The sequence below is a fragment of the Branchiibius sp. NY16-3462-2 genome (assembly GCF_001594145.1).
Classification (GTDB): domain Bacteria; phylum Actinomycetota; class Actinomycetes; order Actinomycetales; family Dermatophilaceae; genus Branchiibius.
The window spans coordinates 149,371-164,600 of record NZ_LVCF01000025.1 but is presented as its reverse complement, the minus strand read 5'-3'; the positions used below and the strand labels follow the sequence as shown (position 1 = coordinate 164,600).

Below are 15,230 nucleotides of genomic sequence, written 5' to 3'. Positions count from 1 at the left end.
GAAGTGCGACCTAACCGCGTTGTGGGTCCCTGCGCAGATGGCTGGCGGCGGTCACGACCACACCGATCACGGCCACGGCTCCGGCGAGCATCCACAGCGTGGGCGACAGGTGCGGCCACCCCGCTTTGGCGGCCGCGGTGGCCACGGAGGTGGCCGTGAGGGAGTCGGCGGCCAGCGTCCCGAGACCGGTGGCGATCGCGAGCAGCACTGCCGCACCGATCAATCCGCCGCCGACCCACCGGATAGCGCCCCGTATGCCCCCGCGCAGAGCACCGGCCAGGGCCAGGAGGAGTACGCCGATGAGTGGACTGAGCCAAGACGCGAGCGTGACCCAGCCGGAGACTTTGGCGATCTGCTCCAACGCCTGCTGCGCGCCGAGCGCCTGCTGCCCGACGGTCAGGTCCGCGGGTGCCGAGATCTGCAGATCGGGCCGGACGGTGCGCAGCCCCTCGACGACCTCGGCGCCGACCTTGTTCAGTTGCAGCGCCGCATCGCTCGCGTCGCCGTTGACGATCGCCTGGTGCAGTGGCTGGACCGCACCCTGGACCAACGGGGTCAACGAGTCCTGGGTGATGACCGAGGTCGCGGTGCGTTGGACCAGCGGACGCAGCAGCCGCAGGTTCGGGTTGGCGGCCACGATCCGGTCGGTGACGACGATGCCCAGTTGTTTGGCGACCTCCGGATCCTTGCGGACCTGGTCGGCGGTGGCCGTGAACCGCGCGCTGTCCAGCACCTCGTAGCGGGTGAAGCCAGCCAGCATCCCGACGACGAGCAGCAGCACGCCCAGGACTGCCAGGATGCCGGCGACAATCCGGGAAACCATGTCAGTCCAGTCCGTTGAGGGTCTGCACCACTGACTTCAGGTCACCCAGGTTGTAGTAGTTGACCGCGACGTAGTTGGGGATCTGGCCACGCTCCTCTTCGCACTTCTGCGCCAGCGGCAGCAGCACCGAGCGGGCGTTGACCTTCTTGGCGTCCGCCTGCAGGCTGCTGAACCCGCTCAACCAGTGGTTCATCAGGAAGATCGGGTTGTCGGGCTCACCGCGTTTGAGGGCGCAGCTGAATGAGGACACGCTCGGGTTGGTGTACTCGGTGTCCTGCGACCAGGTCTGCCCATCGAGCATCCACGGGTAGGCCGCCGTGTCGACCTTGTTCTCCTGCAACCACACCAGGCGTTTGCCGCTGGAGATCATCTGGCCGAGGTTCGCCCAGTCCTGGCCCTTGGCCGGCGGCGTGTAGAGCCTGTCGGACAGCCCGACGTCACCCAGCATCTTGGCGACATCTGCAGGGGAGACGACGTCCTGCACGAAGAACGTCACGACCTCGCGCGGGTGCCGGTCCATCCACGTCTTGACCTGACCCATCACCTTCGGCCAGTCGGTCGCCCCCAGCTCGCACAACTCGTGACACAGGTAGAGCCCGATGGGTCCCTCCGGTTTCACGTTGAGCGAGTTGCGCAGGCGCAGCGCACTTTGCACCGTGCTCGCACCGAACGTCTCGTTCGCCTGGGCGACCGCCTGCGCCCGGGTGGCATCGGAGTTGGCGATGACACCGGGGCGGTTGGTGGCCTGGCCGTACCAGCTGTCGATCAGGAAGACCCGCACGCCGGCGTTCAACTGGCCGATGATGCCGTTGGGCTGTTCGGCCAGGAAGTAGTTCTCGTCCAGTGCGCTCATCGAGTTGTGGCTGGCCTCGAAGGACACATCGTTGTAGGGCCGGTCGCACAACTGCACCCAGCCGTTGCAGCGCTCGTCCGCGGGCCCGCTCTCGGCCGCGATCGACGTACTCTGCGGCCAGGCGAAGACGGTCACCGACACCAGCAGCGCCAACGCCGCCAGCCCGGCCAGGATCCGCGCGCCGTTGCGGCGGATGCCCGCCAGGAACCTGGGTGCCAGGCCGCGCTCGCTCGCGGCCTCGTACGCCGAGATCAGGACCTCGCACAGTACGTAGGTGATCAGCAGAACCCCGGCGAGGGCGACCAGGAACTGGATCACCATGGCCGGGCGCAGCACCATGAGTACGCCGAGGAGCCCGAGACCGACGACCCGCAGCCCCCAGCCGGCCGGTGTGGTGGGCCGCGAGCGCACGGCCCGCAGCGCCCACCCGTCGAATTCGCGCAGGTTGCGCACCGGCAGGGTGCGCGCGCAGCCGATCAGCACCAGGCCGGCAAACCCGACGATGAGGGTCAGGATGGCGGTCGGGACGACCATCGTCGACCAGGCAGCGGACGCCACCGCCGGGACCAGGCCCTTCGGGGTGAAGATGGCGTTGGCGATGACTCCGATCGCGACGAGTCCGCCGAAAACCCCTGCGGCCCAAAGCAGCACACGTCCCGCGGTGAAGCCGGCGGATCGCCAGGTGCGGCGTCCGAGCAGCACAGCGCCCAGCAGGCACAGCGCGGCCAACAGCGGCAGCAACCAGGACAGCACCCGCACCCACCGAGCCGCCTGCAGCGTGTGCGCGGCGAAGGACTGCGAACCGATCGAGGAGAACGTGACGTCGAGATCCGCCGGCACGTTGGCGACCAGGTCCGGTTTGAACTCCTTCAGGGCGGAGATCGAGATCGCGGCGATGTCGGCGGCCTGCAGCAGGACCTGGCTGTCGCTGTCAGAGGTGAGGTACTGGTGCAACGGCCGGACGGCGCTACGGAAAACGGGCCCGGCCGCGTCACTCTCGATAACCGAGGTCGTCGTGCTCTGCACCAGGGGCCGCAGGGCGGCGAGGTTGGTGTTGGCCGTGATGATCTTGTCGGTGACGATCACCCCCAACGCGCTGGCGACCGCCGGGTCCTTGCGGATGTCATCGGCGTGACCGGCGAAACGGTTGCCGTTGAGCAGTTCGAAGTTGGCCAGCCCCGCGAGCATGGCGGCAGCCGTGAGAATGGTCGCGAGCACCATGAGGATGCGGCTGGCGAGGTTCGTCGAAGCGGTTTCGGCGGACGGTTCGGATGACACTCGTGGCTCCCGGGGGTTGGGCAGTGCCGCGATGCTATCGGCGGATGCCCTGTCAGGGAGCGGGAATCTCGCGCCATGACTCGTCGGGAACGGTCGCGGCCCGCACGACCGCGTCGGCGATCAGTGGGTCGAGGTCGCCGTGCCCACGACCGGGCAGCGGGCGGAACACCGCATCCTGCAGCAGTCCTGCGAGGCGCTGGCCGTGGCTGAAGGGCAGCACCCGGTCCCGATCGCCCTGTTGCACCAGCGCCGGGATGCTGATGGAGGGAGCGAGGGAGGCGCTGTCGAAACGGTCGCGGAACACCGGCCAGAACGCCTGCAACCACTTATCCCGCACCAGCTCCCGCGACGAGGTGAACGGTGCCGTCAGGACCAGTCGCTCCCCGACCCCGTCGGCCGCCAGGACAGTGGCGACCGCTGTGCCCAAGGAGAACCCGGAGAGTACGACGCGGCCCGGGATCCGTGCCGCGGCGGCCCGCGCGGCCGCCAGCAACCCGGGGGCGGTGGTCTGCTGGCCCGACAACACGCCGTACCCCGGGTATTCGACAACGGCCATGCTGACGCCCTGGCCGGCCACGCTCGCGACCAGGGGCTGGCAGGAGCGGAGGTCGTCGCCGTTGCCGTGGAAGTGCAGCACGGTCAGCTCCGAGCCCACGTCGGCGTGCAGCATGGCGCCGCCGGCCCAGTGCACAAGGCGGGCAGGGGCGGCGGGTTCGAAGGCAACGGGCGCAGGCGCGGGGAACACCAGACGGCGGACAGGATCCAGACGCACCATTCGAGGCTGTCACGAAACCGATTCGAAGGACGACCCGGCCCCGCCCTAACCTTGAGCCCATGACCGTCGACCCCGCCGTTGCCCTCACCAGCGCGGTCCAGGACGCCCTCGTGGCAGCGTTCGGACCGGAGTTCGCGCAGGTGGACCCGGTGGTGCGACCGGCCAACAAGAAGCAGACCAGCGCCGACCTGCAGGTCAACGCGGCCATGGCCCTGGGTAAACGGCTCGGCCAGCCGCCGCGCAACATCGCGGCCGCGATCGTCGAGCACCTGCACGCGCCGGAACTCATCGAGAGCGTCGAGATCGCCGGCCCGGGCTTCCTGAACGTCACGCTCATGACGACCTGGATCGCCGACGCCGCCGGCCGCGAGTTGGCCGACCCGAAGCTGGGTCTGCCGGACGTGCCGGTGCAGCGGGTGGTCGTCGACTACTCCTCCCCGAACATCGCCAAGGAGATGCACGTCGGTCACCTGCGCACCACCGTCGTGGGCGACTCCCTGGCGCGGACGATGGAGTTCATCGGGCACGACGTGATCCGGCAGAACCACGTCGGCGACTGGGGTACGCCGTTCGGCATGTTGGTCGAGCATTTGCTGGAGTCCGATGCGGCCGAAGCGGACCTGCTGACCACCGACCCCAACGCGTTCTATCGCCACGCGCGGGAAAAGTTCGACGGCGATCCGGGGTTCGATGCGCGGGCGCGCAAGCGCGTGACGTTGCTGCAGTCCGGCGACCCCGAGACGTTGGCCATCTGGCAGCGACTCATCGACCTGTCGATGGCCTACCTGCGCCGGGTCTACGCCGAGCTGGATATCACCCTCGGCGACAACGACCTGGCCGGCGAATCGACGTACAACGACGAACTCGCCGGTATCTGTGATGAATTGCAGGAGAAGGGGATTGCCACCATCAGCGATGGTGCGTTGTGCGTCTTCCTTGACGGCTACACCGGTCGCGAAGGCAAACCGGTGCCGCTGATCGTCCGCAAGTCAGACGGCGGATACGGTTACGGCACAACGGATCTGGCGACCATCCGGCATCGTTCCCTTGACCTCAAAGCGGATCGGACACTGTACGTCGTGGGCGCACCGCAGAACCTGCACTTCCGTATGGTGTGGGAGACCGCCGACAAGGCGGGCTGGATCGTCGACACCGAACCGATCCACGTGCAGATCGGTTCGGTCCTGGGCGCTGACGGCAAGTTGTTGCGGACCCGGTCCGGTGATCTGGTGAGTCTGCAGTCGCTGGTGGATGCGGCGTTGGACCGTGCGGCACAGGTGGTGGCCGAGTCTCGTCCCGACCTGCCGGACGACGAGCGTGTCGTCATCGCCCAGCAGGTCGGAGTGGCCGCCATCAAGTACGCCGACCTGTCCGTCGCGCACGACAGCGAGTACACCTTCGACCTGGACAGAATGGTTGCGCTGCAAGGCAATACCGGGCCCTACCTGCAGTACGCCGCGACCCGGATCCGCTCGATCCTCGGTCGGGCGGATGCGGTGGCCTTCGATGGTCCGATCGTGCTGGTCGAGCCGGCCGAGCGCGCGCTGGCACTGAAGTTGCTGGACTTCGGATCAGTCGTGGCTGCTGTGGGGGAGACCCTGGAGCCGCACCGCCTCGCGGCCTACCTGTTCGACCTGGCGCAGACGTTCACCGCGTTCTACGAGCACTGCCCGGTCCTCAAAGCCGAAGATCCGGCCGTGCGGGATTCCCGCCTGGCCCTGTGCGCCCTGACGTTGCAGGTGCTGCAGACCGGGCTGTCACTGCTCGGAATCGAGACCCCGGAGCAGATGTAGCCGCTACCAGGAGACGGCCCCGGAGCCCTCGTCCGTGGAGGGTGCCGGTGAACCGAAGGAAGCGATCGAGGTCTGCTTGGCGCCATCGATGATGCTGGCCACCTCGTCCTTGCCGGGCTCGTAGCCGTCGGAGGTCAGCGCGGTGAGGGCTTCATCGACCGAAGACTTCTGCTCCGCGGTCAAGCCCTCGAACAGGTCCGGCCAGGTGGCCGCTGCGTCGAAGGTCATGTTGCCGATGCTAGGACCGTTCCCCCCGTTCGCGGCACAATGTGCGGAATTGGGCCCTCCTCGACTATCACCAGACCCCAGATGCGACACAACATGCAAAAGAGAGTTATCGGGGTCCCGCGGCTCGTGCCGTCGCCTCTGTGGATAACCGCGCCCCGCCGAGTCGCCAACCCCACAGAATGCAGCGATGAAGCAGCTGCCGAGCCGTCGATTCGGACTGATGACCCGCGCCGAAGCAATCGCCGCGGGGATCAGCCCCGATCAACTGCGCGGGCCGAAGTACCGCAAGGTTCTGCGCGGGGTCTACGCCGATGCACGACATCAGCCCTCGCAATGGATGAGGCTCGACGCTGCGCTCCTGCTCGCACCCCAACCCGCTGTCGTCGCTCGACACTCGGCGGCTGCGGTCTGGCGCGGGATCGCGCCCTACTCCAGCTCCGTGCACCTCAACCCGCCGCCGCACCGACAGTTGCGGCTCGCGGGAGTGGACGCTCGCCGTACCCAGAGCCCTCATGTGGTCCGCGTGGACGGCCGGGTGGTGACCTCGCCGGCGCAGACCTTCTGTGAACTGGCCGCGGACCTGGACCTCGTCGAACTGACGGCGTTAGGTGACTCGCTGGTCAAGTGCGGCGCTGTCACCGAACAACTGTTGCGTGCCCACGCGGCTCAGTACCGCGGCAAGCAGACGGCGCTGGCGCGCCGTGCGGCCGGGCTTGTGCGCGCCGGAGTCGAATCGCCGCGGGAGACACGCTCACGTCTGCTTGCCGTACTGGCTGGGCTGCCGGAACCTGACGTGAACCTGGTGTTCCGGTATCCCTCAGGTGACGTCCGCTACCGCCTGGACATGGGCTATCGCCAGCAGAAGGTGGGCTTCGAGTACGACGGGCGGCAGCATGCCGAGTCTTCGAAGCAGTGGCAATGGGACATTCGCCGCCGCCGCTGGTTCGAGACCGAGGGGTGGGGTCTGATTACCGTCACCGATCACGATCTGTACAAGGAGCCCGCCGAAGCTCTGAATGTGCTCGTCAGGCGTCTGCGGGAACGTGGTCTCGCAGCGCGCATCTCGTCGGATGAATGGCGTCGGTTCTTCCCCGGCCGCAAAGCCGCGTGAGGGTCGCCAGCTGCGGTGGTTGTGACACCACGTTTGCGGCACAAAGTGCGCCAGTGGGGCTGCGTTTCCGGGTCGCGACCCCTGTTTGCGGCACAAAGTGCACGTGCGTCGGGCCGCCGCGACCGCTCAGTCCGGGAAACCGTTTGGGTTCTCGGACTGCCAGCGCCAGGTGTCGGCGCACATGTCATCGATGGTTTTCGTGGCGTGCCAGCCCAACTCGGTCTGCGCCCGCGTGGGGTCGGCCCAGTAGGCCGGCAGGTCACCGGGCCGACGGGGACCGAACTCCCACGGCAGCTCACGGCCGACCGCTCGCTCGAAGGCGTGCAGCAACTCCAGCACCGAGGTGCCCGTGCCGGTGCCCAGGTTGAACGCCCGCACCGGCTCCTGCATCGAGGAGAGATGGTTCAACGCCGCCACGTGGCCGGTCGCCAGATCGGTGACGTGGATGTAGTCGCGCTCGCAGGTGCCGTCGGCTGTCGGGTAGTCGTTGCCGTAGACCGTCAGTGACGGACGGCGGCCTACCGCGACCTGCGCGATATAGGGCATCAGGTTGTTCGGGGTGCCCTGCGGGTCCTCGCCGATCTGACCGCTGGCGTCGGCACCGACCGGGTTGAAGTAGCGCAACATCGCCACCCGCAGTCCGTCGGTGGCCCGTGCGGTGTCGGACAGCACGTGCTCGATCATGACCTTGGTCCGGCCGTAGGGGGAGGCGGCGGACAGCGGTTCGTAGGTCTCGACGTACGGGACAGGGGCGTTGTCCCCGTAGACGGTCGCCGAGGAGGAGAACACCAACTGACCCACCCCGTGCCGCCGCATCGCGGTGAGCAGGGAGAACGTGGAGTCCAGGTTGTTGCGGTAGTACTCCAACGGTTTGGCCACCGATTCGCCGACGGCCTTCAGGCCGGCGAAGTGGATCACCGCATCGATCGGTTGCTCGGCGAAGATCTGCTCGGTCTTGTCCGGATCGGTGAGATCCACGCTGTAGAGGGGGATCGACGTACCCGACAGCGCCTCCAGGCGGGGCAGCACGGTCGGTTTGCTGTTGCTGAAGTCGTCGGCGATCACAACGTCGTGCCCGCTGGCGATCAGCGCGAGCACGGTATGGGATCCGATGTAGCCGGCACCGCCGGAGACCAGGACACGCATATCGGCAACCCTACGGTGCCAGACTGTCCCTATGCCGTCCCTGCCCTGGTCCGCCGATCAGATCGCGGTCGTCCGGTCCGCGGTTTTCCCGCCCGAGCGGGGTGGTTACGTGCGCGATGACGTCGAGCGGCAACTGGATCGGATCGCCCTCACCATGGAGCGGGGTGGCCAACTGCCCGACATTGCCGGTACGGCGATCCGCCGGGTCCCGCTGGTCGGCGGACTGGCCGTGGATTCAGTGGACGGATTCCTGCGGCAGGTCTACCTATGGCAACAGGATCTGGTCGACCGGTTGCAGCCGGAGGCTCCCACCGCCGCACCGAGCGACGGGAGCACTCGCGTGACGCGGCTGCGCTGGACGCCGGCGCAGCAGGACTGGGTGCGCGATTCGCGGTTCGCCACCCGCACCGGGAAGCGCGCCTACGAGGAGCACGAGGTCGACGATTTCCTCGACAAGGTCCTGGTCGCAATGGCCCGCGGGGAGCAGCTGCCTGACATCGAGACGGTGCTCTTCTATCCGCCCCGCCGGACCGCCCGGGGCTATGACGCCCTGCAGGTGGACGCTTTTCTCGACCAACTGGCGCGCCTGCGGCCGTTGCAGGACCAGGTCGACCGGGCCGATATCTAAACGTTGTCGGAGCCGGCGGCGGTGGCAGTGCTCAGGCCGCTAGGGTCGGTACCTGTCGGCGCGCTATGTGTCGCCTGCATAAACCCCCACAACGCGTTCGCCAACGAAGGTCGTGCCTGAATGAACCGCCGCCGGATCGCAACCGTCACCCTGGTTGCCACCACTGCAGCAATGCTGCCCGCCGCCGCCTCGATCGCGGCCGACACCGGGGGTGGCTCGTCCGTCCTGGTCGGATCGGGACGGGTCATCACCGGACCGGGCCAGTCGCCAGTACTGCGCCAGGGTGACGCTGCTGCGGGGACCTCGATGTCGCTCAGCCTGCTGGTGCCGCTGCCCAACCAGGCCGAGGCGCAGTCGCTGGCCGCCAAGGGTGTCGTGCTCAGCCCGGCCGAGTACACCCGCCGGTTCGGTGCGAGCCAGGCCGCGGTCGACAAGGCCGCGGCGTGGGCGAAGGCCAACGGCTACCGCGTGACGTACGTCAGCCGCGACGCCGGTCAGGTCTTCGTCACCAGCACCGTCGGCACGGTGAACAAGTCGCTGTCCGTGCGCATCGAGCGGGCCAAGCTGGGCGCCGTCTCCGGGCTGGCACCGAACACCGACCCGACGATCGCCAAATCCAGCGGCGTCATCGCGGTCGCCGGGCTGAGCACCCTCGCCAAGAAGGAGCCGCTGAACGCGCGCGGTCTGAACGCAACCCGCTCGGCGCTGCGCACCTCCAAGGCCAGCGCGAAGGTGACCCCGAGCGCGAACGGTGCGACCGATGGCAGCGCCAACTGCGCGTACTACTGGGGCGACCACCTCTACCCCAAGGCCAAGAAGTACGGCGTGATGTCCAACGCGATCTGCGGATACATCCCCCAGGACCTGCAGAAGATCTACGGCAGCGCCCCGGTCTCCGCGCAGAAGCCCACCCTCGGCATCCTGCTGTGGGGAAACGACAAGTCGATCCTGGCGCAGACCAATGCCTACATGAAGGATGCCGGCTTCCCGCAGTTGGCCGCCGCCAACTACAAGGTGTTCAGCGCCGGCAAGAAGATCCCGGTGGAGTGCGACCCCCTGGGCGTCAACGTCGAGCAGGCGTTGGACGTGCAGTCCACCCATGCGATCGCCCCCAACGCGACCATCCACTACTACGACGCAGGCTCCTGTGAAGACGCACCGCTGACCGCAACGTTGCAGAAGATGGTGACCGCCCACCAGGTCACCACCATCTCGATGTCGTTCGGCACCGGCAGTGACCGGGGCGAGACCGCGGCCACCAAGGCGGCCTGGGACCGTCCGATGTTGCAGGCATCCTTGACCGGCATCAGCACGTTCGCCTCCTCGGGCGACAGCGGCAACAACACCACGCTGCCCATCAGCGAGACCAAGGTCCAGGGCTACGCGGGCGTCGGCCTGCCCGCGTCGAGCAACTACACGACCGCAGTCGGAGGTACGGCGATCGGCCTGACCGCCAAGGGCGTCCAGACCGTGGCGGCCGGCTGGGAGAACCGCTTCTTCCGGCAGCCGAAGACCAGCACCACCACCGGCATCACCGACCTCACGTTCACCGCGAAATTCCTGCCGGTGAAGGGCGCCGGCGGTGGGCAGAGCGCGTCGTACGCGCAGCCGTCCTGGCAGAAGGGCAAGGTCGGCAGCTACACCCGCCGCGCCGTACCCGACGTCTCGGCGTTGGCTGACCCGGGCACCGGCTACACCATCCGGTTCCTGGACATGAACAACGGCAACCAGCCGGTCTACGCCAGCGTCGGCGGGACCAGCCTGGCGTCGCCGATCGTCGCGGCGATGGTGGGCCTGGCCAAGAAGAAGAACAATTCCAAGGTCGGCCTCGCCGCGCCCATCTTCTACAAGCTGGCCGGAACCTCCGCGATCAAGGACATCAACTACCCGGGTAAGTCGGGCGTGTTCTACAACGCGCACAACGCGGCCGGTCAGGTCGTGCCCAACCAGGGGTACGTCGTTGGTCTGGACGCCAAACCTGAGAACCTGGTCAGCGGCCCTCGCTGGGACAACGTGACCGGTGTCGGTACCCCGAACGGTGCCGCGTTCTTCTCCGCGTTCAAGTGACGATCAGCCAACGGACAGTGAGAACCTCGATGAAGCGCAACAGCGCCGTGTTCGCCGGCTCGGTCGTAACGGTCGTCGGAGCAACCGGACTACTCCTGGCGACCGGTTCCCCGTCGTTCGCCGCAGCAGGTGATACCGCCTACGGCGTCTCCTACGCCGACCCGATCGCCAGCTCCGGCTGGAGGACCGGCTCGGTGACCAGCGGTTACGGCCTCTTCACCGCGTCGGCAAGCACCAGCGGGGGCAAGGCCACGGTCACCTCGACGATCGCCCTGGGTTCGCGGGTCACCGTGACGACCTCGTGCGTGTCGGGCAAACCGCGAGTCGTCGTTGCCGGTGGCGGTGCTGCGGGTACCTACACCGCGGCCAGGACGGTCTCCTTGGCGTCGTTCGCGGGCAACGCGAACCTGGTGGGCTCGGTGACGTTGCTGAGCGCGGCGTCCGGCGTGACAACCGGTGCCTACGTCAACTTCAGCCCCGGCGTCACCGGTAGTTGGGTCCGCCTCGGCGGGGTGAAGTGCGCGGCGGCCCCGCCGACCTCGACGTCCACGTCTACCACCTCGACGTCGACCACCACCACCTCGACCACCTCCACCTCGACGACGACGTCCACCTCGACGCCTCCGCCGACCTCGACCATCACACCGCCGCCCACCACCACCGGACCGCCGGTGGTGACCGACGGTCCGCAGGAGCCGACGGGGTCCTCGACCCCGTGGCTGCCGATCGGCGGCCTTGGCCTGGCCATGCTGGGAGCGGGCGCGCTGGTCGTCAACACCATCCGGACCAAGCAGGAGTAACCCGCACCGATAGATTTGCGGACATGCCGGACTCGCAGGTTTCCATCCGCCAGACCGCGATCGACGGAACGGTGCGCCTGCAGCTGCCCGAGGTGGGAGCGCCCGCTCGCACGAGCCTTGAGACATCGGTCATCGAGGTCGTCGAGGGGGCGCTTTCCGCTGGGGCGATCAGGGTCGAGGCGATGCTGCCGGCCGACGACCGCGTGGGCATCCGGGCGGTGAGCCGGGCCGGTCTACGCCGAGAAGGTGTTCTGCGCGAGGCCGGGCGCTCTGCCAGTGGCGACGCTGTCGACGTGGTGAGTCTGGCGCGGGTGGCCAGCGATCCGCCGTTGAGCGATCCCCTGACCTTCAACCGGATGTTGAACGCCTCGTTGCCGATCAAGCGAGCCATCGGTCAGGCGTTGATCCGCAACGCCACCGGTGAGGTGTTGCTGTGCCAGTTGTCCTATAAGAAATTCTGGGACCTGCCCGGCGGAGTGGTGGACCCGCACGAGTCGCCCGCGGACGCCGTACGTCGGGAGGTCAAAGAGGAACTCGACGTCCCCATCACTCTGACCGGCCTGGCCGCAGTCACCTGGCTGCCGCCGTGGCGGGGGTGGGACGACGCGGTGCTCTTCCTCTTCGACGCCCGACTCGACCCGGCCGACGAGTCGCGAATTCACTTGGAGCCCAGGGAGATTCAGTCGCTGCACTGGTGCGACCAGGCAGCGGTGCAGGAGCACGCGGCGGCCTACACCGCGCGGTTGATCGAGCAGGCGGTGCGGGCGGTCGACTCCGGTGTCGGTCCGGTGTATCTGGAGAATTCCGAGATCCCTGGCTGGGCCTGATAGCTGAATCCTTCTGTCCAACAGGAGTATTCACTTGCACGCCAGATACCTCAGACTGTTTCCGTATCACGCACGGCCCGTCCTTCCTCGTTGGTTGGTGTCGCCTGAATCCCCCAGGCAGCCACCCGTCAATGGAAGGAACAGCCATGCACACCACCCTGAAACACCGCCGCGGAATGGCCGTCGCAGGCGCCGTGATCGCTGCGGCGACCCTGGCCACCTCAGTGGGCACCGCCCAGGCGGCGTCCTCGGACCGGGCGACCACGAAGCTGAAGCACTCGGCCACGGTCACTCACACGAACACCCTCAGCCCCGCCGTACGTCAGCTGGTGAAGGGCAGCGGAGTGCACGCGGAGGCCAAGGCGGTCAGCGCCTACTGGACCCCGGCCCGGATGAAGGCGGCGGTCTCGCTCGACAAGCAGGTCATTTCCGGCAAGGCCCCGGCACGCAAGGCGACCACGCCGCAGGGTGCCGCCAAGTCGATCAAGGCCGCTGCGCCGATCGTGGCGCTGAAGCGGACCAACGTGGCGGTCAGCCCGAAGTACAGCTTCCCCAACCTGCCGTACTACGCACCCACGGCGCGGACGGTCGGGAAGGTCTTCTTCAGCCGCACCTACGGCGGGCAGACGTGGAACTACGTGTGCTCGGGCGCGATTGTGAACTCCGAGGGCAAGAGCACCGTGTGGACCGCGGGTCACTGCGTGTACGACTACGCCGACGGTAACGCGAAGACCAAACCGCGCGTGTGGGACACCAACTTCACCTTCGTCCCGTCCTACTCCAACGGATCGGCGCCGTACGGCTACTGGTACTCCCGCAGCCTGACGACGATGAGCTCGTGGATGAGCAATCGCGACTACGCCAACGACAACGGTGCGGCGTTCATGAACCGCAACTACGGCTACCGGATCGCTGACTACCTGGGCGCGCAGGGCCTGGCCTGGAACCAGTCGGCGAACTTCTACGCCAGCGCGTTCGGTTACCCGCAGGCCTACCCGTTCAACGGCGCCTACCTGGTGAAGGCCACGGCCAACACGGTCTCCGCCGGCAACGTGATCTACATGTACTCCGGTCTGACCGGTGGCTCCTCGGGCGGTCCGTGGTTGCGCAACTACGACGGCAACTACGGGCAGATCAACGGGCACAACGATTTCATCTACACGAACTCGCCGAGCTACATGTACTCCCCGTACTACGGCAACCAGGTCGCGAGCCTCTACAACGCGGTGCGCTACCAGAGCTCCTGAGTGCCCCGCTTCATCGAAGGGTGGTCACCGGATGTCCGGTGGCCACCCTTTGGCGTGTCGTCTGCGAGGATGCAGGCATGAAGGTCGCCGCTATCACCATCGGTGTCAACGCTGTCGCTTTGTGGCTCGCCGCCTGGATCGTCCCGGGGATCACGCTGGGCAGTCCGACGGCCGACACGACCCATAACGTCCTGGCGGTGGTGGTGATCGCCGCCATCTTCGGTGTGCTGAACGCCTTCGTGAAGCCGCTGCTCAAGATTGTCAGCGTGCCGTTGATCGTGATCACGCTCGGCCTGTTCCTGCTGGTGGTCAACGCCTGCATGTTGGGGCTGCTGTCCTGGATCAGCGGCAAGATCAACCTGCCGTTCCACGTGGCGCACTTCTGGTGGGACGCGGTGTGGGGTGGACTGATCGTGGCCCTGGTCGGGATGCTGCTCAGTGCTCTCCTGCCCGATGACATGGAGTGGAAGCGGTGACCGAGGATTCCACTCGCTCGGTGCGACTGCGCGAGGCGCTCAACCTGATCCCCAGCTACGTCCCCGGGAAGCCGGCGCCGCAGCGTGAGGGGTTCACGACGTACAAGATCTCCTCGAACGAGAACCCGTATCCGCCTCTGCCTTCGGTACTTTCGGTGATCGCGGAGGCAGCCAGTCAGGTCAACCGCTACCCGGACATGAGCGTGACGGCGTTGCGTACGGCGATCGCCGGGCACTTCGGGGTGCGGCCGGAAGAGGTCGCAACCGGCACGGGCAGCGTGGGCATTCTCGGTCAGATCATGCAGATCGCCTGCGACCCGGGGGATGAGGTCATCTTCGCCTGGCGCTCCTTCGAGGCGTACCCGATCATCGTGGGCCTGTCCGGTGCGACGGCGGTCCAGGTGCCGCTCACGGCGGATGCGTCGCACGACCTGCCCGCGATGGCGGCTGCGATTACCGAGCGCACGAGGGTGGTGCTGGTGTGTACGCCGAACAACCCCACCGGTCCGATCATCCCGGCCGATGAGCTGGATTCCTTCCTTGCCGCGGTCCCGTCCGACGTGTTGGTCGTCATCGACGAGGCGTACGTGGAGTTCGGTCGTGATCCGCGGGCCGCGGATGCGCTCGCCGTCTGGCGATCGCACCCGAATGTCATTGTGCTGCGGACCTTTTCGAAGGCGTACGGGCTCGCCGGGTTGCGCGTCGGCTACGCCATCGCGCACGAGCCGATCGCTGATGCGTTGCGTAAGGCGGCGGTCCCGTTCGGTGTCAGCGACCTGGCCCAGCAGGCAGCGATCGCCAGCCTCTCGGCGTACGACGAGTTGGCCGTCCGCGTCGAAGATCTGGTGATCGAGCGGTCCCGGGTGATCAAAGCCCTGCGCGAGCAGGGCTGGGACGTGCCCGACTCGCAGGCGAACTTCATCTGGTTGCCGCTGGGAGATGACGCGCTGGCATTCGCCGAGGTGGCCGCGGAGCAGGGTCTGGTCGTGCGGCCGTTCGCCGGTGACGGCGTGCGTTGCACGATCGCCGAGGTTGAGGCGAATGACCGGTTGATCGAGGTTGCGGCGGCGTACCGCGCCCGCTGAGCGGTACCTTCGGTTATCTAACCGGCGACGACTTCCGTCGGGGCAGGAGGTCGTGATGTCACGCTGGGAGCCGCGGCGCCCCGTAGCAGTAGC

The 15,230-nt window shown here is 67.4% G+C and carries 14 protein-coding genes; 9 read left to right on the top strand and 5 right to left on the bottom strand.

The window, feature by feature from the left end; genetic code table 11:
• Nucleotides 1-10 precede the first annotated feature (10 nt).
• From AZH51_RS06815 to AZH51_RS06805, 3 genes are read right to left on the bottom strand one after another with little or no spacing between them, the layout of a single operon-like run.
• Nucleotides 11-823, bottom strand: a complete 813-nt coding sequence (locus AZH51_RS06815) for a hypothetical protein (RefSeq protein WP_291522600.1) — start codon at nt 821-823, stop codon at nt 11-13.
• Between the two features lies 1 nt (nt 824).
• Nucleotides 825-2,954 carry a hypothetical protein gene (locus AZH51_RS06810; RefSeq protein ID WP_291522599.1) on the bottom strand — a complete coding sequence of 710 codons (2,130 nt, stop codon included), beginning with the start codon at nt 2,952-2,954 and terminating at the stop codon, nt 825-827.
• Between the two features lie 52 nt (nt 2,955-3,006).
• Nucleotides 3,007-3,726, bottom strand: a complete 720-nt coding sequence (locus AZH51_RS06805) for a hypothetical protein (protein ID WP_291522597.1) — start codon at nt 3,724-3,726, stop codon at nt 3,007-3,009.
• 62 nt (nt 3,727-3,788) lie between these two features.
• Here AZH51_RS06805 and argS point away from each other — a divergent pair, with 62 nt between their 5' ends.
• On the top strand, nt 3,789-5,522 hold the full coding sequence (gene argS / locus AZH51_RS06800) for an arginine--tRNA ligase (RefSeq protein ID WP_291522595.1): 1,734 nt from the start codon (nt 3,789-3,791) through the stop codon (nt 5,520-5,522).
• 3 nt (nt 5,523-5,525) lie between these two features.
• Here argS and AZH51_RS06795 read toward each other — a convergent pair whose 3' ends face one another.
• Complete coding sequence (locus AZH51_RS06795) at nt 5,526-5,750, bottom strand: hypothetical protein (RefSeq protein ID WP_291522594.1); 225 nt, start codon at nt 5,748-5,750, stop codon at nt 5,526-5,528.
• A 187-nt stretch (nt 5,751-5,937) separates the two neighbouring features.
• Between AZH51_RS06795 and AZH51_RS06790 the strand changes: the two genes are divergently transcribed.
• Entirely contained in the window at nt 5,938-6,861 is a 924-nt protein-coding gene (locus AZH51_RS06790; protein ID WP_291522592.1) for a DUF559 domain-containing protein, read from the top strand.
• A gap of 126 nt (nt 6,862-6,987) precedes the next feature.
• On the opposite strand, the gene galE is transcribed toward AZH51_RS06790, so the two are convergent.
• A complete protein-coding gene (gene galE, locus AZH51_RS06785) occupies nt 6,988-8,007 on the bottom strand; it encodes a UDP-glucose 4-epimerase GalE (protein ID WP_291522590.1) in 1,020 nt (339 codons plus the stop codon).
• Nucleotides 8,008-8,038: 31 nt separating this feature from the next.
• On the opposite strand from galE, the gene AZH51_RS06780 reads away from it, so the two are divergent.
• The 7 genes from AZH51_RS06780 (at nt 8,039) to hisC (ending at nt 15,137) form a co-directional block, all read left to right on the top strand.
• The gene (locus AZH51_RS06780) at nt 8,039-8,635 is read left to right on the top strand and encodes a DivIVA domain-containing protein (RefSeq protein ID WP_291522588.1); all 597 of its coding nucleotides are present in this window, start codon (nt 8,039-8,041) and stop codon (nt 8,633-8,635) included.
• A 120-nt stretch (nt 8,636-8,755) separates the two neighbouring features.
• Nucleotides 8,756-10,702, top strand: a complete 1,947-nt coding sequence (locus AZH51_RS06775; protein WP_291522586.1) for a S8 family serine peptidase — start codon at nt 8,756-8,758, stop codon at nt 10,700-10,702.
• Between the two features lie 29 nt (nt 10,703-10,731).
• Complete coding sequence (locus tag AZH51_RS06770; protein WP_291522585.1) at nt 10,732-11,502, top strand: hypothetical protein; 771 nt, start codon at nt 10,732-10,734, stop codon at nt 11,500-11,502.
• A gap of 23 nt (nt 11,503-11,525) precedes the next feature.
• Nucleotides 11,526-12,329 (top strand): NUDIX hydrolase, encoded by an 804-nt coding sequence (locus AZH51_RS06765; RefSeq protein ID WP_291522583.1) that lies wholly within the window; start codon nt 11,526-11,528, stop codon nt 12,327-12,329.
• Nucleotides 12,330-12,475: 146 nt separating this feature from the next.
• Nucleotides 12,476-13,576, top strand: coding sequence for a hypothetical protein (locus AZH51_RS06760; RefSeq protein WP_291522580.1), 1,101 nt, complete (start codon nt 12,476-12,478; stop codon nt 13,574-13,576).
• A 77-nt stretch (nt 13,577-13,653) separates the two neighbouring features.
• Complete coding sequence (locus AZH51_RS06755) at nt 13,654-14,052, top strand: phage holin family protein (protein ID WP_291522578.1); 399 nt, start codon at nt 13,654-13,656, stop codon at nt 14,050-14,052.
• Nucleotides 14,049-15,137 (top strand): histidinol-phosphate transaminase, encoded by a 1,089-nt coding sequence (hisC, locus tag AZH51_RS06750; protein WP_291522576.1) that lies wholly within the window; start codon nt 14,049-14,051, stop codon nt 15,135-15,137. The genes AZH51_RS06755 and hisC overlap by 4 nt, the downstream gene beginning before the upstream one ends.
• The last annotated feature ends 93 nt before the right edge of the window (nt 15,138-15,230 follow it).